At 32.5% G+C, this 21038-nt stretch carries 23 protein-coding genes; 1 reads left to right on the top strand and 22 read right to left on the bottom strand.

Going from position 1 to position 21038, the window contains the following annotated elements; genetic code table 11:
- Window positions 1-119: 119 nt before the first annotated feature.
- From citF to KQI89_RS08370, 10 genes are all read right to left on the bottom strand, one after another.
- Window positions 120-1658: a citrate lyase subunit alpha gene (gene citF, locus KQI89_RS08415; protein WP_216456740.1), complete on the bottom strand. Its 1539-nt coding sequence runs from the start codon at window positions 1656-1658 to the stop codon at window positions 120-122.
- Between the two features lie 33 nt (window positions 1659-1691).
- The gene (locus KQI89_RS08410; protein ID WP_216456739.1) at window positions 1692-2564 is read right to left on the bottom strand and encodes an HpcH/HpaI aldolase/citrate lyase family protein; all 873 of its coding nucleotides are present in this window, start codon (window positions 2562-2564) and stop codon (window positions 1692-1694) included.
- A 43-nt stretch (window positions 2565-2607) separates the two neighbouring features.
- A complete protein-coding gene (citD, locus tag KQI89_RS08405) occupies window positions 2608-2877 on the bottom strand; it encodes a citrate lyase acyl carrier protein (protein WP_216456738.1) in 270 nt (89 codons plus the stop codon).
- Between the two features lie 28 nt (window positions 2878-2905).
- On the bottom strand, window positions 2906-3466 hold the full coding sequence (locus tag KQI89_RS08400; RefSeq protein WP_216456737.1) for a Fe-S-containing hydro-lyase: 561 nt from the start codon (window positions 3464-3466) through the stop codon (window positions 2906-2908).
- 14 nt (window positions 3467-3480) lie between these two features.
- Window positions 3481-4323 carry a fumarate hydratase gene (locus KQI89_RS08395; protein ID WP_216456736.1) on the bottom strand — a complete coding sequence of 281 codons (843 nt, stop codon included), beginning with the start codon at window positions 4321-4323 and terminating at the stop codon, window positions 3481-3483.
- A gap of 140 nt (window positions 4324-4463) precedes the next feature.
- A complete protein-coding gene (locus KQI89_RS08390; protein WP_216456735.1) occupies window positions 4464-5711 on the bottom strand; it encodes a methylaspartate ammonia-lyase in 1248 nt (415 codons plus the stop codon).
- A gap of 91 nt (window positions 5712-5802) precedes the next feature.
- Entirely contained in the window at window positions 5803-7260 is a 1458-nt protein-coding gene (locus KQI89_RS08385) for a methylaspartate mutase subunit E (RefSeq protein ID WP_216456734.1), read from the bottom strand.
- A 47-nt stretch (window positions 7261-7307) separates the two neighbouring features.
- Window positions 7308-8807, bottom strand: coding sequence for a methylaspartate mutase accessory protein GlmL (glmL, locus tag KQI89_RS08380; RefSeq protein ID WP_216456733.1), 1500 nt, complete (start codon window positions 8805-8807; stop codon window positions 7308-7310).
- Window positions 8808-8830: 23 nt separating this feature from the next.
- A complete protein-coding gene (glmS, locus tag KQI89_RS08375) occupies window positions 8831-9244 on the bottom strand; it encodes a methylaspartate mutase subunit S (RefSeq protein ID WP_032120435.1) in 414 nt (137 codons plus the stop codon).
- 84 nt (window positions 9245-9328) lie between these two features.
- Window positions 9329-10306, bottom strand: coding sequence for a GntR family transcriptional regulator (locus tag KQI89_RS08370; protein WP_216456732.1), 978 nt, complete (start codon window positions 10304-10306; stop codon window positions 9329-9331).
- A gap of 298 nt (window positions 10307-10604) precedes the next feature.
- Between KQI89_RS08370 and KQI89_RS08365 the strand changes: the two genes are divergently transcribed.
- Entirely contained in the window at window positions 10605-11369 is a 765-nt protein-coding gene (locus KQI89_RS08365) for a DUF3048 C-terminal domain-containing protein (RefSeq protein WP_216456731.1), read from the top strand.
- Window positions 11370-11456: 87 nt separating this feature from the next.
- Here KQI89_RS08365 and cwlD read toward each other — a convergent pair whose 3' ends face one another.
- From cwlD to rpsK, 12 genes are all read right to left on the bottom strand, one after another.
- Window positions 11457-12143, bottom strand: coding sequence for an N-acetylmuramoyl-L-alanine amidase CwlD (gene cwlD / locus KQI89_RS08360; RefSeq protein WP_216456945.1), 687 nt, complete (start codon window positions 12141-12143; stop codon window positions 11457-11459).
- Window positions 12144-12333: 190 nt separating this feature from the next.
- Complete coding sequence (locus tag KQI89_RS08355; protein WP_246583032.1) at window positions 12334-13953, bottom strand: Na/Pi cotransporter family protein; 1620 nt, start codon at window positions 13951-13953, stop codon at window positions 12334-12336.
- A gap of 189 nt (window positions 13954-14142) precedes the next feature.
- Window positions 14143-14535, bottom strand: a complete 393-nt coding sequence (gene rpsI, locus KQI89_RS08350) for a 30S ribosomal protein S9 (RefSeq protein ID WP_032120431.1) — start codon at window positions 14533-14535, stop codon at window positions 14143-14145.
- A gap of 24 nt (window positions 14536-14559) precedes the next feature.
- On the bottom strand, window positions 14560-14994 hold the full coding sequence (rplM, locus tag KQI89_RS08345; RefSeq protein ID WP_032120430.1) for a 50S ribosomal protein L13: 435 nt from the start codon (window positions 14992-14994) through the stop codon (window positions 14560-14562).
- Window positions 14995-15153: 159 nt separating this feature from the next.
- Complete coding sequence (gene truA, locus KQI89_RS08340) at window positions 15154-15888, bottom strand: tRNA pseudouridine(38-40) synthase TruA (RefSeq protein ID WP_216456729.1); 735 nt, start codon at window positions 15886-15888, stop codon at window positions 15154-15156.
- A 13-nt stretch (window positions 15889-15901) separates the two neighbouring features.
- On the bottom strand, window positions 15902-16702 hold the full coding sequence (locus KQI89_RS08335) for an energy-coupling factor transporter transmembrane component T family protein (RefSeq protein ID WP_032120428.1): 801 nt from the start codon (window positions 16700-16702) through the stop codon (window positions 15902-15904).
- A gap of 20 nt (window positions 16703-16722) precedes the next feature.
- Window positions 16723-17592 (bottom strand): energy-coupling factor transporter ATPase, encoded by an 870-nt coding sequence (locus KQI89_RS08330; protein ID WP_032120427.1) that lies wholly within the window; start codon window positions 17590-17592, stop codon window positions 16723-16725.
- Window positions 17577-18422, bottom strand: a complete 846-nt coding sequence (locus tag KQI89_RS08325) for an energy-coupling factor transporter ATPase (RefSeq protein ID WP_216456728.1) — start codon at window positions 18420-18422, stop codon at window positions 17577-17579. Before KQI89_RS08325 ends, KQI89_RS08330 begins: the two co-directional genes overlap by 16 nt.
- 167 nt (window positions 18423-18589) lie before the next feature.
- Window positions 18590-18931, bottom strand: coding sequence for a 50S ribosomal protein L17 (gene rplQ, locus KQI89_RS08320; RefSeq protein WP_032120425.1), 342 nt, complete (start codon window positions 18929-18931; stop codon window positions 18590-18592).
- A 12-nt stretch (window positions 18932-18943) separates the two neighbouring features.
- Window positions 18944-19891, bottom strand: coding sequence for a DNA-directed RNA polymerase subunit alpha (locus tag KQI89_RS08315; protein ID WP_032120424.1), 948 nt, complete (start codon window positions 19889-19891; stop codon window positions 18944-18946).
- A 105-nt stretch (window positions 19892-19996) separates the two neighbouring features.
- Entirely contained in the window at window positions 19997-20617 is a 621-nt protein-coding gene (gene rpsD, locus KQI89_RS08310) for a 30S ribosomal protein S4 (protein ID WP_032120423.1), read from the bottom strand.
- A gap of 24 nt (window positions 20618-20641) precedes the next feature.
- Entirely contained in the window at window positions 20642-21037 is a 396-nt protein-coding gene (gene rpsK, locus KQI89_RS08305; protein ID WP_032120422.1) for a 30S ribosomal protein S11, read from the bottom strand.
- Window position 21038 lies beyond the last annotated feature (1 nt).

Below are 21038 nucleotides of genomic sequence, written 5' to 3'. Positions count from 1 at the left end.
TATCTCACCTACTTACATAAATTTGTCCTATCATATAACCCTAAGACACATACTATATTTAAAGTGATGGTCTTAGGGTTTAATTATACATTTTGTAAATTATTCAAAATATATTTGTGTTATTTAGTTTTTCTTATTACATCTATTACAGTTCCATCTCTGTATTCTACTACTGCTACTATATTATCTTCTGTTTCTATATCCTTTGGTTTCCCTGTAAGTTTTTCAGATATAGATTTCAGTTCCTCAATACTCATTACAGGAAGATTTGTAGCTTTTAGCTTTTCTATTAAATCCTGTCTTCTTGGATTTACAGCAATTCCTCTTTCTGTAACTAATACATCTATAGTTTCTCCTGGGGTATTTACTGTAGTAATCTTATCTTTAATTAAAGGTAGTCTTGCCTTCATAAGATTAGAAACTATTATAGTAAGCTTTGCTCCTGCTGCAGTGTCACTATGTCCTCCTGATCCACCCATTATCGCTCCATCTGAACCAGTTGTAACATTTACATTGAAATTAGTGTCTATTTCTGTTGCTCCTAATATTACTATATCTAAATTATTTACTACTGCTCCTTTATTGTGTGGATTTCCATACATAGAAGCAGACATTCTTTGGTGTTTATGAGTTTGTGAATAGGATTCTACGGCTTTTAAGTCGAAACACTGCACATCAAATAGATACTCAAATAAGCCTTCCCTAAACATATCTACAATATAACCTGTAATTCCGCCTGATGCAAAGCTTCCTTTTATATCTTCCTTTATCATTATATCCTTTAATTCCTGAGCTACAGCTAGAGATATTCCTCCTGCTCCAGTTTGAAAGGACATACCATTTTTAATAAGTCCCGATGCTTTCATTACTCCAGCTGCCATTTTAGCTATTTTAAGTCCTACAGGATCCTTTGTTATCTTTGTAGTTCCTGATACTATACCTTCAGGATCCCCTATAGATTCTACAGGAACAATATAATCTACATATATTTGACTTATCTCTATTGGACAGTTTGGATAAGGAACAATATTATCAGTTATAGCTATAACCTTATCTGCATACTGACAGTCTGCTATAGCGTAACCTAAGGCTCCACAAGCTGATTTTCCATATAATCCATTTATATTTCCATAATTGTCTGCAGCTGGTGCCGCAACAAAGGCTACATCTATGTGAATATCTCCACTTTCAATGGCTCTTCCTCTTCCACCATGAGTTTGCATTATAGCTGGTTTATTTAAAAGTCCTTCTGAAATAGCCTTGGCCACTGGACCTGATATGTAACTGGCTACTATTTGTGTCACTATCCCCTCTTTTATGTATTCTACTAAAGGAGCGTGCACTGGGAATATGGAGCTAGCTGCAACAGTTATATCTTTTATACCCCTCGCGGCAATTCTTTCCATTACCATATTAAGAACATAATCACCATTCCTTAAGTGATGATGAAAAGATACAGTCATTCCATCCTTTATATTAGCCTTATCTAAAGCCTCATCTATGGATTCTAATACTTTATTTTCATTTGGTCCTACGGCACTTTCTCTGACTCCATTTTTCTTTTTTATTACAGGATTTTCGTAGGCACCTTGGAAAGGTATTACCTTACCATATCCTTCTATATACTCAGGAATGTCTATTCCTATGAAATTTTTCATAAGTCTATCCCACCTTTTTGATTATTTATATCTTTATATAAGTCCTAACATCTTCCCTAATTCCACAGTGGTAACCGCTCTATTTATTATAGGTGCATCTACCATTTTTCCATCTAAAGAGAATACGCCTTTGCCTTCTTTTTTTGCTTCTTCCATAGCCTTTAAAACTCTTAAGGCATGATTTATCTCTTCTTCTGTAGGAGCAAAAACTTTGTGTATAGTATCTATCTGTCTTGGATTAATAGCTGATTTTCCAGTAATTCCAAGACTCTTAGCTCTTAATGTGTCAGATTCTAACCCCTCAAAATCATTGGTATCTGTAAAAGGAGTATCTATTGAATGTATCCTGCAAGCCTTGCAGGCAGTTGCTACTCTATTTCTAGCATAGAATATTTCTTCTCCTTCTTTTGTCCTCTTTATACCAAGGTCTGCCGTTAAGTCCTCTCCTCCAAGCAAAACAGCAACCACTCTATCTGAACTTTTTATTATACTATATACATTTTCAAGACCATAAGCAGTTTCTATAAGAGGTATAATCTTTATAGATCCTTTCTCAAAGCCTTCCATATCTTCAATCTTATCTAATATATCATGAGCTTCTTTTATCTCTTTTTCATCAGCTTTTGGTACCATTATTGTATCTGGTTTAACCCTAGCTATAGTTTCTATATCTAAGTGTCCGAATTCTGTATCTAAAGGATTTATTCTAACTACTACTTCTACATTAGAGTAATCTATATTTTTTATAGCTTCCCTTACTAGTATCCTTGCACTATCCTTTTCTGTAAGACTTACAGCATCTTCTAAATCTAGAATTATAGAGTCTGCCCCCATTATAGCTGCATTTTGCAACATTCCTGGATTGTTTCCAGGCATAAAAAGCATAGTCCTTCTTAAGTTCTTCATTTTAATACACCTCACAATATTGTTCCTTTATGGATTTAATAAATTATGCTTCTATGGCTCTTTTTATAGCAGTTTCAACTCTAGCCTTTATGGTGTAATCTAGTGCCCCTTTGTCTTGTGCTTTTAATGTTACAGCCTCTACACCTAAATCCTTTAGGGTATCTTTTATAACTTTTAATATTTGCTCTCCAAATTGCTTCATCACTATGCTTTCTAATTGAATATCTATGATATCTTCTTCATTTGGTGAAACCATAATAAATACATCATTAGATTCTAGTGTCCCAGATTTTGCTACATTAGAGATCTTCATTTAAAATCACTCCTCTTAATTTAAAGGTTTATTTCTTTAAGCTATTTAAATATTCCTTTTGACCTATTTCATATAGGTTATTTCCTTTACTATCTATAACAACTACCACTGGTAGATCCTTTACTGTTAGCTTTCTTATAGCTTCTGCCCCTAAGTCTTCATAGGCAACTAACTCTGCTTCTTCCACAGCTTTACCAATTAAAGCCGCTGCCCCACCTATAGCCGCAAAATAAACTGCATTGTTTTTTATTATAGAATCAACTACATCCTCTCCCCTAAGGCCTTTTCCTATCATTCCTTTTAAGCCTCTATCTAAAAGCTTTGGTGCATAAGGATCCATTCTATAACTGGTAGTAGGTCCTGCTGAACCTAATGCCATACCTGGTTTTGCTGGACTTGGTCCTACATAATATATTATAGCATCTCTTAAGTCTATTGGAAGCTCTTCCCCTTTATCCATAAGATCTACCAATCTCTTATGAGCAGCATCTCTTGCAGTATATATAATTCCGCTGATTAATACACTATCCCCAGCTTTAAGATCTTTAACTTTTTCTTCTGTAAGTGGTGTACTTATTCTCTTTTCCATATTTGTTACCTCCATTATAATTCAATTTCAGCATGTCTTGTAGCGTGGCAGTTTATGTTTACCGCTACTGGAAGTCCAGCTATGTGAGTAGCATAAGTCTCTATATTAACAGATAGAGCAGTACTTCTTCCACCAAAACCTTGTGGCCCTATCCCTAATTCATTTATACTTTCAAATAATTCCAATTCTAAATCTCTATAGTAAGGATTTGGATTTCTTTCAGCTGTAGGTCTAATTAATGCTTTTTTAGCTAGATTAGCAGCCTTATCAAAGGTTCCACCTATGCCTATCCCTACAATTATTGGTGGGCATGGATTAGGACCTGCTTGTTTAACCACTTCAAGTACAAATTTTTTAACTCCTTCTACTCCATCTGCTGGCTTTAGCATTTTTAATTGGCTCATGTTTTCTGATCCAAATCCTTTAGGTGCCACAGTTACCTTAAGCTTATCGCCTGAAACTACATTGTAGTATATAACTCCTGGAGTATTATCTTTTGTATTAATCCTGTCTAAAGGATCTTTAACCACAGACTTTCTTAAATATCCCTCTGCATAGCCCTGTCTTATACCTTCGTTAATAGCTTCTTCTAAATTTCCTCCGATTATATGGACATCTTGACCAAGTTCTACAAAAACGCAGGTCATACCTGTATCTTGGCACATTGGCATTCTTTGATTTTTAGCTATATCTGCATTTACTAATATTTTGTCTAATATGTCCTTTGCTATAGCCCAAGTTTCATTTTCATAAGCTTCTTTTAATCTACTTCTTACATCTTCCGATAAGTAGTAGTTAGAATCTATGCATAGATTTCTTACTGCATTAGTAATGTCTGAAACGTGAATTTCTTTCATACCTAAAACACTCCTTTTTATTTTTATACTCATACTCTTTTACTATACTTAAAAATTTACATCATTGAAAGCTCTATTAAAACCTTTTAATGAGATAAAAGGCAGTTTAATTATTAAACTGCCTTATGTAAAATATATTATTAATTATTTTTTCTTCTATTAACAAGGGCAACTACTCTATTCATTTCATTGTTTACTATCATATATCCTTCGTCTACACCCATTCCTGGCTTAGCTAAGCATTGGTCTGCTCCACAAGCCATAGCTATATTAGTGCATACCTCTGATGATCTATTAGTTTCGTTACATGTTCCTCCGCAATAAGCTCCAATACCCTTTTTCTTGCAGTATAATATAGCTTCTATTATATTATTAACTCCGCCTAGGTCTGGAGTTTTTATTTGAAGCATATGTCCTGCATTATTATCTGCAAATAGTACTACGTCATCATAAGTATTACACCATTCGTCAGCTACTAATTCTACATTAATATTCTTTTTATCAAGTTCAGCTGTTAAGTCTCTTAAAGCTTCCATTTGTCTTTCTCTATGCTCTACATCCATAGGTCCTTCTATTCTTAAATGGAATGGTTTTGCAGCATCTTCTAACACTTTCAAGTATTCTACCATCTTTTCTGTGTCATAGTTAAACGCAACTCCTATAGTTCCATAAACATCTATGTGGAATATTGGATTATATTCTTCTGAATCTCTTAACTTTAATACTCTGTCTCTTAACCACTCAACATAAGCAATAAGCTTTTCTCCCTTTTCTCCTAATTTCTCTTTTACATTATTAAAAAGAGCGTGTGGCATAACATCTGCACCTTTTATTATCATCTTATCAGCATTTATATATCTATCATCACCTGATTGAGTGAATATAGGAATTCTCTTTATATCAACTCCTGTATTATATTCATCTCTAACTATTTCAGCCATAGTAACCTTTTTAGACTTTGCCACCCCATCTAATATAGCTTGAGTTATTCCATACCTTATGGCTGTATGTAATCTTTTCCCATTAATATGCATCTTATCAAATTCTTCTGCTAACTCCTTAAAGTTATTTAATTCTCTTCCTATTAACTTTGGAGCTATTTCTTTTTCTATTACAGGTATAAACTCTTCTGCTAAAAATAAAGGATCTCTTCCACCTGCTCCTGAATATTGTACTGCTGCACAATCTCCATGAGCTACTTGACCATCTTCTAATATGAACATAACTGATATGGATTCGCCTGCCTGTCTTACTGCCTTAAATCCTTCTGTTACTGGATCTCCTACATAAGTAAAACCATCATGCTCTACTCCACCTTTTATAGCTCTTTGGTCATCAAAGTAAAATCCTGTTCTTCCTGCTGAACAAACAACGTCAACTATTTTCATTTTTACGCCCTCTTTTCAATTAATATATTTTATATTGAATACATAAATTTCCTATGCCTTGGCATATTATTATATAGATTTATTGTCCATTTTATTTTTTCTCCGGTCTTCCTACAAGAACTCCTTTTCCTACTGCAAATATATCATCTACAGTCATTTGGAATCCTACTTCTCTCTTTTCAAAGACAGCTCTTTCCTCTAGCTTTTTCATATTAAAATCTATTAATTCTTTAGTAAATGGCACGTTTCCGAATTTAAGGTATCTTACAGCTCCATTATTATCTCTTGCTGGCATCATTTTTCCATAATTATATTTGCTTGGTGCAAATGGTATATCTATAACTCCAGCTTCAAATCCCTTAACTGTTCCTATTGCAAGATCTCCTTTACCTAATTCAAATAATTTATCTACCATACATTTTGTTTCAGCTTTGATTATAGCAATTTCAGTTTGCAATTGTGTTGACATAGGCATCTTTTGTCCTCTTAATAGGTTAAGAGTTACCTTTGTAGCTTTTATACCTGCTGCATTAGCTTCTTTAGTTGGAACCCCTATAGCTTCGTGAGGAGTTTTAACAATTACTTTTGTAGCTCCTGCAAGAGCTGCTGCTGCTGCTCCTGTAGATATAACTCCAAAAGCCTTTGACTCATCTGCTGGGAATCCTCCCATCCATTGATGGAAAACTGTAGTTATATAAACATCATTATATCCATTAGCTTTTAAATACTCATCAGTTTGCTCCTCTAAGGCTCTTATAGCAGCTACGTCTTGAATTAAATTTCCACACTGTCCATATCCTACAGTTATATTTTTAACTCCTTGCTCTGCTGCAAGTAAAGCTTCTACTATAGCTACTGCATTAGAAGTACTTGGAGGTACTAAAGTTCCTGTAAGTGGTCCAAAAGGCTCTCTATTTATTGATATTCCTTGCTCTTCATAAAACCCTGCAAGTCTATCACAGTATTGCCAGTCTAGTATGGTTCTTTCTATACTTACACTTTTTGCATATGGAATATTATAAGATATTCCACCACCTTCATTAGAAGTCCATCCAGCAGCATGTGTAATCTCTGCAAGAAGCCTACCATCTGGTGTACCGTGTCTTGATTCTATTGGAAGGTTAATTTCTTCATAGACTCTCCTACATCCGCTTACTCCATGATTTACTCCAGGAAATCCATTTAGTAATGATCTTCCTGCAGCTCTACTCTCATTTATACCAATTTCACATTCATTGTATCTATTTTGTCTTGTGTAACTATCAATAGTTGAAGGTAATAGATCTGCTCCCCCTTCATCTTGCAAATAAGTTAAAAGCTTTATATGAGAATCTATAAGTGCAACTCCTGCTCTAGGTTGTGCTAAAGTTACTCCCTCCTCTTTAGCCTTTATAAGCTTTTTAGGAAAGCTTTTGTGGTCTGGAACCTTTTTTAAAAAATCTACTGCTTCTTGAAGATCTACATCTTTACCAGTTGGCCATTGGTTTAAAACCAATTCTCTTTCTTTAAAAAACTCTTCCTCTGTCCACTTTTTATTTTTTAACTCCACTTTTTGTACCTGCCCTTCTTAAATTATAATTGCCTATAAAAATTTAATTAAAATACTCCATCACAATGATTATCAAATTGCTTCTTATTTTTAAGTTCTTCTTTAAACATATCCATCTTTATATCCACATGATCTTTTTTCTCTTGCATTTTTGAAGAACATACCTCTTTTAAATATTTTTTCATTATTTTCACAGCTACATCTGGTAATTCCTCTGCTAAAAGGCCCATAGCTGAAAGTATGTACGTTTTATCCAATAAAAATTTAGCTCTTTGAGGTCTTAAGGAATTTAAGTCTTCTGTAGAAAAGGAGGCAGAATCTAATATCTCTCCAGGATTTTCACTGTGAACTAATACTCCCCCTGTACCAATTATGTACTTTACCTCCATAAGGTCTTTTCCATACTGGCTATATATAACTCCTAGTGGAGAATACACGGGTTCTATATATCCACAATGTCTTTCCATAGCTAATTCTGTAGCAACTTTAGCCATAGCTTCATCAAAATCTGTTTCTTCTCCTATTTTAGGAACCATCATTATGTTTTTCGATCTTAATCTACAGTTTTCTTCCACATCTAAATCTTTATTTTTAAGATATTTTTTAATCTTCCTAGTACCAGCAGCTTCCCATAAAGATAAAGCAGAATATCTCATACCTAAGTCGCCTTCAACAGTTCTCTTTGCAAAGGGTTCTTCTAATCCTCTTAATGTAACCCCTGCTTTTGTAGGCTCCCCATCAGCTATAGAATGTATATCTGTAGTAGCTCCTCCAATGTCTATAACAACAATTTCGCCAATTCCCTCTTCTTTGTCGCTGCCCTCACTTAATACCCTTGCAGCTTTTAATACCGCGGCAGGGGTTGGCATAAGTATTCCATTTACGTAATCTTCTGCACTTCTCAGTCCTTTGGCATCTACTATTCTGCCCATAAAAACTTTTCTTATTTCTTCTCTTGCAGGTTCTACATTTAATTCATTTAGTTTGGGCATAACATTCTCTGTAATAGAGTATGGTATACTGGCACCACCAAATAATCTATTTATTTCATCATTAACTACCTTATTTCCAGCCACTACTACTGGAATTTTCATATTGTGTTTTACTAACATTTTAGCATTATGTATTATGCAGTCTTTATTTCCACCGTCAGTACCTCCAGCTAGTAGTATTATATCTATATTGGATTTTTTAATCTCTTCCATTTCTATATCTGTAAGTTCATAGCTGTAAGTTTTTAAAACTCTGGCTCCTGCACCTAATGCAGCTCTTTTTGCAGCTTCAGCGGTAAGATCTGGTACTAAACCTATAGCTATCATCTTTAATCCACCTGCTGCTGAAGAACAAGCCAATTTTCTTACAAAGTTAATATTTTTTCCTTCTAATTGGCTCATGAGTTTTTTATAAGCCTTTTCGAAGCCTGTCATTATATTATCTTCTATGGTGGTAATATCTTTTGAAGTACCTAATATTTCTTCCTTTTCAATGTCAACAGCAGTAAGCTTTGTATAGGTACTACCGAAATCTATTAATAAATATGCATCCATTATATTCACTTCCATTTATGCTATTATTTTAACCCTAAATCTTCCCTTAAACATTCTACTGTAGTATCTACAGAAGTTCCTGGAGGGAATACCCTATTAAATCCCATAGCCTTAAATCTTTTCTCAACATCTTCCCATTCTTGTTTTCCTACAACTATGTTTCCACCAACATACAATATTATATCTTTTAATCCAGATTCATCACACTTTTCTCTCATACCTCTACAGTCTATTTCTCCATGCCCATAAAGTGACGATACCACTATAACATCTGCATTGGTTTCTACTGCTGCATTTATAAAGTCTTCCTGTGGTGATAGAACTCCTATGTTCACAACGTTAAATCCAGCTTCACTTAATGCATAGTCTAAAATTTTGTTTCCTACCGCATGACAGTCTGAACCAATTACACCAAGAACTAATGTCTTTTTCTCCATTTTATAAGCCTCCTAAAAATATTAATGAAATTTTATGATTGCTTTTTATTTTAATTTATGAATTAATCCATAAATTTTTAACTATTAGTTTTTATGATTTATTTCTAATATTTTTGATCTTAAAGCCTTTACAGAACCATCATCTAAGCTATAGATAAATTTAATTACATCTTTTTTATCTCTATTAAACTTCTCTGTCTCTTTGTATCTACCTGGTGACACTATTATCACATCAGAAGACTCTATAAGCTCTTTTACTTGACTCTCATTTTGAGCATTAGTAAATCTTATATCTATACCTCCAAGACCTGCACTTTCTAAAGCCCTTTGTATTTTAAACATAAATTCTTCAGATATGCACAAAAATCCAAACTTTGTTTCATTTGGATACCTAGCAATCTTTACTATAGTCTCTAAATCTGCATTGATAGCTACCCCAAATATTTCTTTATTAAACCTTTCTATAAGCTTGGATACTTCATTAACATGATTAAATGTTGCAATTACCACTTGGGACTTTTCTAATATGTCCACAGTTTCTTCCTTCATTTCTTTAAGATCTCCTATGGTTAATGGCACAACATTCATATTCATTGCACTACTTAACTCTCTGCTAAACATTCTAGATTGCTCTATATTACACTCCACATAAACTGCAGTTAATTTTCTCATAAAATCTGACTTTTCTTTTACTCTTGTAGTAACTATATCTAAAAATTCTTCAATATCCATGCCTGATTCTAATGCTTCTTCTATTCCAATATCAACAAATCTAATTATTTTATCTTTAACATTCTTTTCCTTCCATGGCTTATCCTCTTCTGCCACAAATGTACCTCTACCTTGATAAGACTTTAGTACACCCTCTTTTTCTAGTTCTTTATAAGCTGAACTTACAGTATTTCTACTAACTTTTAAGGTTTCAGCCAATTCCCTTTCTGTTGGCATCTTGGTACCAACCTTGAGAGAGCCATTTCTAATATGATCCATTATTTGCTTTTTAACCTGTAAATATAGCGGTATTCCGCTCTTTTTAGCGACTATTATATTTATGGCAATCACCCTCCCAAGTATTATTGGACTAAGCCATTAGTCCATCGATTAAATAATAACATAATGGCATACTCCAATCAATACGTTTTCAAAATTTAATTAATACTTTGTTAACCATTAATTTAATCATACAATATTAAACCTTAGAATCTTTTAATATATTAATAATATCCTGTTTCATTATTTTTATATTAATAAATACTTAACTATTTTTGAATATTTAATTCATAATTTTTAATCGCAAATAGTATATTTAAATAAAATTGTTATGTTGATTTTAAATACTTAGCACTATGGGAGGAGTTCAATGGACAAAGAAAGTATTTTTAACTATATAATAGCTACTTTATGTACAATTTTAATTATTATGATTATTTATATTGGATATCAGCATATAAAATTTAAGAAAAACTATATCCCTCACAACAGTATTAATGTTTCTCCTATAACTGGTGAGAGACTTAGTGATGTTTATAATAATAATGAACTTCCTGTTGAAGTTACTTATATTGATGTATATGAAAATGGCTCAATTTCTGGAATTAGCAAAGCAGATATAGTTTATGAATTTTTAAATGAGGATTATAAAGTAAATTATAAGGCAATATTCTACAACTTTTTTCCAAGTAACAATTATCCTATATCATCAATATGTAAAGTACAATTAGAAGCTCTTCCTAAGTTTAAATTTAAAGATATTATAGATGTAGAAAAGAGTTCAAAGGATGCTCAGTATATATTTGCTAATTTTAATAATTTGCATTCTTCTAATTTTGTCTATAAAGATGGTGTCTATGAACACTTTTTAGATACATCCCCACATATTGATAATTTAAATAATGAAATAGTTAAATCAACTAATGTGATTGTTCAGTTTGTTAATAATGATTCCAGTGGAGATACTTCTGGCAAAGGTCTTTTATTCTTGGGAGGTAAAGTAATAGAAATAGAATGGAAAAAAGATAAGGGTAAAATAAAACTAAATGATCTTAATGGAAATGAGATTTCCATTATAAAGGGTAATACCTGGTGGATAATAACAGATAAGAATAATTCTATTGTTTATAAATAAATTTTTATAGACTTGTAAGATTTACTTGATTTTTAGATTTAATCAATAATAAAAACTACCCCTATATAAAAGGGATAGTTTTTATTATTAGTTAGAATAATATTTATTTACTGCTTTTGCTATAGCCTTAGCTAAACTTTCTTGGTATTGAGGTGTTCTTAATTTTTCCTCTTCTATAGGATTAGAGAGGAAACCACACTCTATTATTACAGATGGAGCCTTATACCCATCTCTTAATATTTTATAAGTATCTAAAGCCGCTTTTTCTTCTCTATTATTATTTGGATTTAATTCTTCTCTTAATGTATTTTGTAGTATGCCTGCAAGCTTTTTACTTTCCTCATAATCTGAGTACCAAACCTGTGCTCCTGAATACTTGGATTGAGGAAACATATTTAGGTGTATACTTAAAAACATATCACAATTAGTTTTCTTTTTCATAAGACATCTATTGTTTAAATCTTGATTCTTTTTCTCTCTCACAGTGCCCTTTTCATCATATAGTCCCTTATCTTCTTCTCTTGTCATTGAAACCTGATAGCCTTCTTTTTCTAGTTCATCCTTAAGCATTTTACCTATAATTAAGTTAATGTCTTTTTCTAAAAACCCGTTTTTTGATACTGCTCCTCCATCCAAGCCTCCGTGACCTGGATCAATGAGAATTATTTTTTCTTTCTTCTCTGCTGCTTTTGCTTTATAGCCAATGGGCAAAACACATAAACTTAATAAACCAATCACTAAACCCTTTAAAATGTACTTATTTATACTACCAATATTTTTCAAAGTTTTTACCTCCTTAATGTTCTTGCGTCTCTGGTAAGTAAATCTCCTAATTTATTATTCCCTAAATCTTTATATTAAAACTATAAAGTTAAATTTTATTATTTAAATATTTATATAAAAAATCAGTTGCTTCTATATTCGAAACAACTGATTACTATTTTATGTAATATGCTTTATATTTTTAAGCAAAAGTATTTGTAACATTTTCAGCTATATTTTTAGCATGGTCTCCAATTCTTTCAAGATTACTTATAATATCTAAAAATACTGCTCCAGCATTAGGTGAACACACTCCAGAGTTTAATCTGCTTATATGAGCTTCTCTAAATTCTTTTTCTAGCTCATCTATTCTTTGTTCAATAGCAGATACCTCCTCTATCCTCTTTGGATCATGTATCTTATAACTCTCTATAGCTACCTCTAAGGCATGCAATGTATAGTCATACATTTGTTTAAGTTCTCCCATACCTTGTGCAGTGTATTCTAATCTCTTTATTATCTTTTCACTGGTTAAATCTGCAATATTTTCAGCATGATCTCCTATACGCTCTATGTCGTTTACCACATGGAAAGTAGAAGCTATGATTCCTTTTTGCTCATCTGATAGCTCTGTTTTAGAAAGTTTAACTAAATATGTAGTTATATCTTCCTCTAAAGCATTTATTATTTTTTCATTTTCATAGACCTTAGAAACTAATTGGTCATCATTTTCTCTAAAAGCTCCCATAGAAATTTCAAGATTTTCTTTAGCTTTATTTGCCATTCTTGAAACTTCTTTTATAACCTGTCCTAATGCAATTACAGGTGTCTCTAGGAATCGCTCATCGATAAATGTAGCTCCAACTTTTTCTACCTGATCTTCCCCTGGTATTAATTTATTTGCTGCAATTATCAAATATTTACTTAGTGGTAATAATACTAATGTATTAGTTATATTAAATATTGTATGTGCATTGGCTATTTGCCTCTTTACATCCATAGGACTTATGTATTGAACTATATTTACTAAAACTCCCCTTAATGGGATAAATATTAATGTTCCTAAAACATTGAAAAACAAATGAATAATAGCTGCTTTTCTAGCAGTTTTTGAAGTTCCTATACTAGATAATAAAGCTGTAACACAAGTACCTATATTACATCCTAATATTATTGGTAAGGCTACATTCATATCTATGGATCCTGTACTAGCTAAAGCTATTAATATACCTGTAGTAGCTGAAGAACTTTGTACTATAGCAGTCATAGCAAGACCAACTATAAGTCCAATAAGCCAATTATCTCCAATAGCTACAACTAAATTTTGAAACTGAGGAGCATTAGATATAGGCTTCATAGAATCTCCCATTATGCCCATACCCATGAATAGTATACCAAATCCTAAAACTATGTTACCAAATTCTCTTCTTTTATTAGATTTAGAGAAAAGAACAATAGCTGATCCAACACCTACAAATATTGGTGCTATATGATCTAATTTAAAGGCCACCAATTGACCTGTTATAGTAGTTCCGATATTAGCACCCATTATAACTCCAACTGCTTGAGATAGGTTCATAAGCCCAGCATTAACGAATCCTACTACCATTACTGTAGTAGCGCTACTACTTTGAATTACAGCTGTTACTATAGTACCTATTAGTACTCCCATTATTGGATTGGAAGTAACTTTTTCTAGTATATTCTTTAAGCCTTCACCAGCTGCATTTTCTAGTCCATCCCCCATAAGCTTCATACCAAATAGAAATAGACCTAAACCACCGATTAATCCTATTATCATTGATATTGCATCCAAAATCATATTCCCCCATTATAATTTAATTTTCATCATAAAAATAATACATTAAATATTAACATTTGTTAATACTATCTTTTGATTTTTAACCTAATCTTAATATAAGGATAATTATTTTGACATTATTGGTGATTAAGTAAAATAATTGAATTTTTTTCAAAAATAAAAAGAGAGGTTTGTCCCTCTCTCCATATACTATCTCTTTGAGAATTGTGGTGATCTTCTAGCCTTTTTAAGACCGTATTTCTTTCTTTCCTTCATTCTTGGGTCTCTTGTTAAGAAACCAGCCTTCTTTAATTCTGGCTTTAAGTTTTCGTCACATTTAACCAATGCTCTTGCTATACCGTGTCTTATAGCTCCAGCTTGACCTGTGTATCCACCACCGTGTACATTTACTAAAACATCAAATTTATTTTTAGTTTCAGTTAAAACTAATGGTTGATTAGCTATAACTCTTAAAGTTTCTAATCCAAAATAGTTTTCTATATCTCTCTTATTTACAATTACTTTTCCTTCTCCTGGTACAAGTCTTACTCTTGCTACAGCTTTCTTTCTTCTACCAGTTGCCATGTATTGAACTTTAGCCATTTAAATTCCTCCTCTCGCTTCCTCTTAGTACTTAAGATCTAAAACTTCTGGTTTCTGTGCTTGATGATCATGCTCAGAACCTCTGTATACTTTAAGTTTCTTTAACATTTGTCTTCCTAGTACTCCTGTTGGAAGCATTCTTCTTACTGCCTCTTCAAATACGAATTCTGGTTTCTTTGCTAATACTTCTCTATATGGAGTTTCTTTTAATCCGCCTGGATATAATGAGTGATGTCTCATCATCTTTTGATCTAATTTCTTTCCAGTTAAGACTACTTTTTCAGCATTAATTATTATTACAAAATCACCTGTATCAACATTTGGTGTAAATGTTGGTTTGTGTTTTCCTCTTAATATAGATGCTACTTGACTTGCTACTCTTCCTAATGGTTTTCCTGCTGCATCAACTACATACCATTTTCTATCAATCTCTTGTGGTTTTGCTATGTATGATTTCATCTCTTTCCCTCCCTGAACTTCTTCTACGACTTTTATTGTCTTTCTCTTTCTATGTCAAGATCCGGGGCTAGTGGATCTTATACACTAAGTCTAATATTCTTGTTTCAAACATTATCATTATAATACAATCTCCCTGGCGTGTCAATGTTATTTATAAAATTAATATAATACTTTTTCTAAACAAAGACCGGCCGCTGGAACAACCTTACCTGATTTAGTTCTATCCCTTGATTCTATTATATTAGCTATACTTTTAGGTTCTAATTTTCCTTTACCTACTTCAATTAAAGTTCCAACTATTATCCTTACCATATTGTATAAAAATCCATCTGCGGTTACATATATTTTAATATAATCACTCTCTTTATGTAACTCCATGTTCTTAATAGTCCTTGTGCTAGTTTTAACAGAACTTCCTGTGCTCTTAAAGGCAGTAAAATCATGAGTGCCTTTAAAATAATTACAAGCTTCCTTCATTAGATTTAAATCTAGCTTTTCTTTAACATGATATATGTAATTTCTATATAATGCTGAAGGATTATGTCTATTTAATATGGTATAAGAATAAGTCTTTTCTACGCAATTATATCTAGCATGAAAGTCTGCTTTTACTTCCTTTGAGTTTAATATAACTATATCCTTTGGAAGTTTTGAATTTAAGGCATATTTTATCTTCTCTGGCGGTATTGTAGTTGAAGTATAAAAGTTTGCTACAAAAGCTCTTGCATGGACCCCTGTATCTGTCCTACTACATCCTGTTATACTTACTTCTTCTCCAGTAGCCTTAAAGATAGACTCTTCAATTTTTTCTTGAATAGTTATGGCATTCTTTTGCCTTTGCCATCCATTATAATTAGAACCATCATATTCAATTACTAGTTTTATATTTTTCATTCCATCATTCCATTTATATATAATATATCATTATAGATAGTGCTGCTAAGGAAAAATAGATTAAAAATGCAGCAAAATCAATGGTCTCCATTTTGAGTTGCTTCATCCTAGTTCTTCCTTCTCCACCTTTATAACATCTTGATTCCATTGCCATAGCAAGTTCATCTGCTCTTCTAAAAGAACTTATAAATAAAGGAACTAAAAGTGGTATAAGACTTTTAGCCTTTTGAACTATATTTCCACTTTCAAAGTCTGCTCCTCTTGCCATTTGAGCCTTCATTATTTTATCTGTTTCGTCCATTAGAGTTGGTATAAATCTTAATGCTATAGTCATCATCATAGCCAGTTCATGAGCTGGAAGCCCTATCTTCCTAAAAGGACTTAATAGTCTTTCAATACCGTCAGTAAGCTCAATAGGAGAAGTAGTTAAAGTTAATAATGAAGTTCCTAGTATCAAAAATATTAATCTTAAAACCATAAATGCCGCAGTACTTAAACCCTCTTTATATATTTTTATAAATTTCCATTGAAATAAGAGCTCATTACCATCTATCATAAATAGATTCAATGCCGCAGTTATAATTATAAGAACAAAAACTGGTTTTAACCCTTTGTACAAATATCTTGGTGAAAGCTTTGCTATGCATACAGTACCAACTATAAAAGTTAAAACAAATATATAACCTGAAAAACTTTTAATTAAGAATAATTGAATTATAAATAATATGGATATTAAAATTTTAGTCCTGGGGTCTAATTTATGAACAAAAGATTCCCCTGGTACATATTGTCCTATTGTAATATCTTTTATCATAAGTCCTTTCCGCCTTCCCCCTATAATCCTACATTCTTGCTAGAGGCTATTATTTTTAAAATAGCTTCTTTAGCTTGGTTTACTGTAAATATCTCTTCTGGAATATCCATACCTTTATTTCTTAATTCCTTAACTAAATAAGTTACTTGAGGTGCAGCCAATCCCACATTTTCTAATGTATCAATTTCTTTAAAAACTTCTTTTGGCTGTCCATCTAATATACATTTTCCTTTGCTCATAACTATGACTCTATCTGCTACCTTAGCCACATCTTCCATACTATGTGATACTAGTATTATAGTCATATTATAATCTTTATGTAATTCCTTAATTTGACCTAAGATCTCGTCTCTCCCCTTAGGATCTAGTCCTGCAGTAGGCTCATCTAAAATTAAAATTTTAGGTTCCATAGCTACTACCCCTGCAATAGCGACCCTTCTCTTTTGACCACCACTTAAATCAAAAGGAGATTTATTCCTATATTCTTCATAATCCAAACCAACCATTTTCATAGCTCTTTTTACTCTTTTTAATATTTCATCATCATCTAAGCCTAAATTTTTAGGACCAAATGCAATATCTTTCTCTATAGTTTCTTCAAATAGTTGATATTCTGGATATTGGAATACTAACCCTACTTTTTTTCTTACTTCACTAAGTTTAACACCCTTTTTAAGTATATCTTTTTCATCAATTATTATTTTACCACTATTAGGTTTCAATAACCCATTTAAATGTTGGATTAAAGTGGACTTTCCAGAGCCTGTATGGCCTATAAGAGCGATAAATTCACCATCATTTAGCTCTAAACTTACATCATCTAAAGCCTTTTTTTCAAAAGGACTATTTTTCATATAAATATGAGTTAAATTTTCTATTTTAATTGACATAATTCATTCACCATCTCATCTATAGTTAATATTTCCGTACTGATATTAATTCCACTTTTATTTAATTCATAAGCTAATTCTGTAACTTGTGGTACATCCAACCCTATTTTTTTCATAAGTGGTACATTACTGAAGACCTCTTTAGGTTTTCCTTCAAGCATAACCTTCCCATCATCCATAACAACTATCCTATCAGCTTCTACAGCTTCTTCCATGTAATGAGTAATAAGTATTATAGTTATACCATACTCTTTATTAAGTTGTTTTATAGTATTTATAACTTCTTTTCTTCCTGATGGATCTAACATAGCTGTAGGTTCGTCAAATATTATACATTTTGGTCTCATAGCTAATATCCCCGCTATAGCAACCCTTTGCTTTTGTCCTCCCGAAAGAAGGTGAGGTGCATGTTTTCTGTATTCATACATTCCTACTCTTTCTAAGCTCTCATCCACTCTTTTTCTTATTTCTGAAGACTCGACTCCAAGATTTTCGGGTCCAAAAGCTACGTCCTCTTCTACTATAGTTGCAACTATTTGATTGTCAGGATTTTGGAATACCATACCCGCCTTAGTTCTTATATCCCAAGTATTATTTATATCAGATGAATCCAACCCTTCTACATAAACTTTGCCTTTCGTTGGTATTAATAGAGCATTAAGATGCTTAGCCATAGTGGACTTTCCAGATCCATTATGACCTAAAATTACTAAAAACTCTCCTCTATTAACTTCAAGATTCACACCATTAATAGCATACCTTTCAGAGTTATCTTCTCCATTAATATATTTGTAAGTAAGGTTTTGACATTCAATCATATTATCCTTCATTACATAGTCCTCCAAATAATAAAAATAGCTTTGTAAGTAGTGGAAAACAGATTTCATGGATCTGTTTTCCACTACTTACATATTAATAAAATAGCATATCTAAAAATAAAAATAAATAGATATATTAAAACGGGGACTAAGCTAATGCCACTTAATCCCCTAAATTATTATACTAATTCTAGTATAACTACTTCTGCTCCGTCTCCTCTTCTTGGACCTACTTTATACATTCTAGTATATCCACCGTTTCTCTCAGCGTATTTAGGAGCTATATTTTCAAATAAATTTTTTACTACTTCTTCTTCAGTCACGAAAGCAAGTACTTGTCTTCTTGCATGAAGATCACCTCTTTTTGCAAGAGTGATCATTTTTTCAGCTAAACTTCTTGTTTCTTTAGCTCTTGTTTCTGTAGTTTCTATCTTCCCGTGCTTTAAGAAGCTAGTAACAAGATTTCTTAGCATTGCTTTTCTTTGGTCGGTTGGACGACCTAATTTACGGTATCCTGCCATAGCTTTACCTCCTTACTCGTCGTTTAGTCTTAATCCTAAACCTAAATCTTTAAGCTTTCTTTCTACTTCTTCAAGGGATTTCTTTCCTAGATTTCTTACCTTCATCATGTCTTCCATGGATCTTTGGGCAAGTTCTTGAACTGTGTTTATCCCTGCTCTTTTTAAACAGTTATAACTTCTAACTGATAAATCAAGCTCTTCGATTGTCATTTCTAGGACTTTTTCTTTTTTATCTTCTTCTTTTTCTATCATAATCTCTACATCATTTGCATGATCAGTAAGAGTCATGAACAACTTGAAGTGTTCTATTAGAATTTTAGCTGATAAGCTTATTGCCTCTTCTATTTTTATAGTTCCATTTGTCCAAACCTCAAGAGTTAATTTATCATAATCTGTGATTTGACCAACCCTTGTATTATCTACGGTAAAATTAACTCTTTTAACCGGAGTATAAATGGAGTCTATTGGTATAGCTGATATAGGAAGCTCTTCTGTTTTATTTTTGTTTTGTGTAACATATCCTCTTCCTCTTCCAACTATTATCTCCATATATAGTCTGGCATGATCATCAAGGGTTGCTATATGTAGATCTTTATTAACAACCTCTATATCACCATCAGTTTTTATATCTCCAGCTTTAACTTCGCAAGGTCCTTTTGCATCTATATATATAGTTTTAGGACCTTCACCTGTCATTCTAAGGGCAAGAGATTTAATATTCAATATTAATTCTGTAACATCCTCTTTTACGCCTGGAACTGTGGAGAACTCATGAAGTACACCATCTATCTTCACATATCTAGCTGCAACACCAGGTAATGAAGATAATAGAATTCTTCTTAAGGAATTTCCAAGAGTTATACCGTATCCTCTTTCTAGAGGTTCTACAACGAACTTACCATAATTCCCATCTTCGCTAACTTCTACACACTCAATTTTTGGCTTTTCGATTTCTAACATTTGCAAACCCTCCCTGTTTTTTAAATGGCAACCTTATCTATGAGGGCAACTGATTCTATATTTGCCAAAGTAGAATTTTTCTACTTTTAGCAAACACTTAGACTATTATTTACTGTATAACTCAACGATTAGAGTTTCATTTACAGGAACGTCTATATCTTCTCTTGCTGGCTCAGCAACAATTTTTCCTTCAAAGTTCTCTGGACTTGCACTTAACCATTTTGGTAAAGTCTTTGGATTTTCAGCAAATACTTTGAACTTCTCAGTAGCTTTGCTACTATCGCAAACAGTTATAACATCATCTACAGAAACTTTGTAAGATGGAATATCTACTTTGCTTCCGTTAACTAGGAAATGTCCATGAGTAACTAATTGTCTAGCTTCTGTTCTTGAAGCTCCATATCCTAATCTAAATGCTACATTATCTAATCTCATCTCAAGAAGTCTTAATAAGTTTTCACCTGTTATTCCTCTTTGTTTATCTGCTTTTTCGTAATATGTTCTAAATTGTTTCTCTAATACTCCGTATATTCTCTTTGCTTTTTGCTTTTCTCTTAATTGTAATCCGTAGTTTGATAATTTTTTTCTGCTTTGTCCGTGCTGTCCTGGAGCGTAAGCTCTTCTTGTGAATGCACATTTATCTGTATAGCATCTATCCCCTTTAAGGAATAGTTTCATACCTTCTCTTCTACATAATCTGCAGGTAGCTTCAGTATATCTTGCCATTAATTACACCTCCTGTTACTTATACTAAACTCTTCTTCTTTTTGGTGGTCTACATCCATTATGTGGTATTGGAGTAACATCTTTAATTAAAGTAACTTCAAGACCAGCAGCTTGTAATGATCTTATAGCTGCTTCTCTTCCTGATCCTGGTCCCTTAACGAAAACTTCTATACTCTTTAATCCATGCTCCATTGCAGTCTTTGCTGCAGTTTCTGCTGCCATTTGTGCTGCGAATGGTGTACTCTTTTTTGATCCTCTAAATCCTAAAGCACCAGCACTTGACCATGATAAAGCATTTCCAGCTGTATCAGTTAAAGTAACTATTGAGTTGTTAAAAGTTGACTTTATGTGTGCTGCACCATGCTCAATATTCTTTCTTTCTTTTCTTCTTCTGGTTTTCTTAACCTTCTGAGCTGCCATT

The sequence above is a fragment of the Clostridium simiarum genome (genome assembly GCF_018919175.1).
GTDB lineage: Bacteria > Bacillota > Clostridia > Clostridiales > Clostridiaceae > Clostridium_L > Clostridium_L simiarum.
Note: the sequence above shows the minus strand (reverse complement) of the source record. Positions and strands in the feature narration are given on the sequence as shown.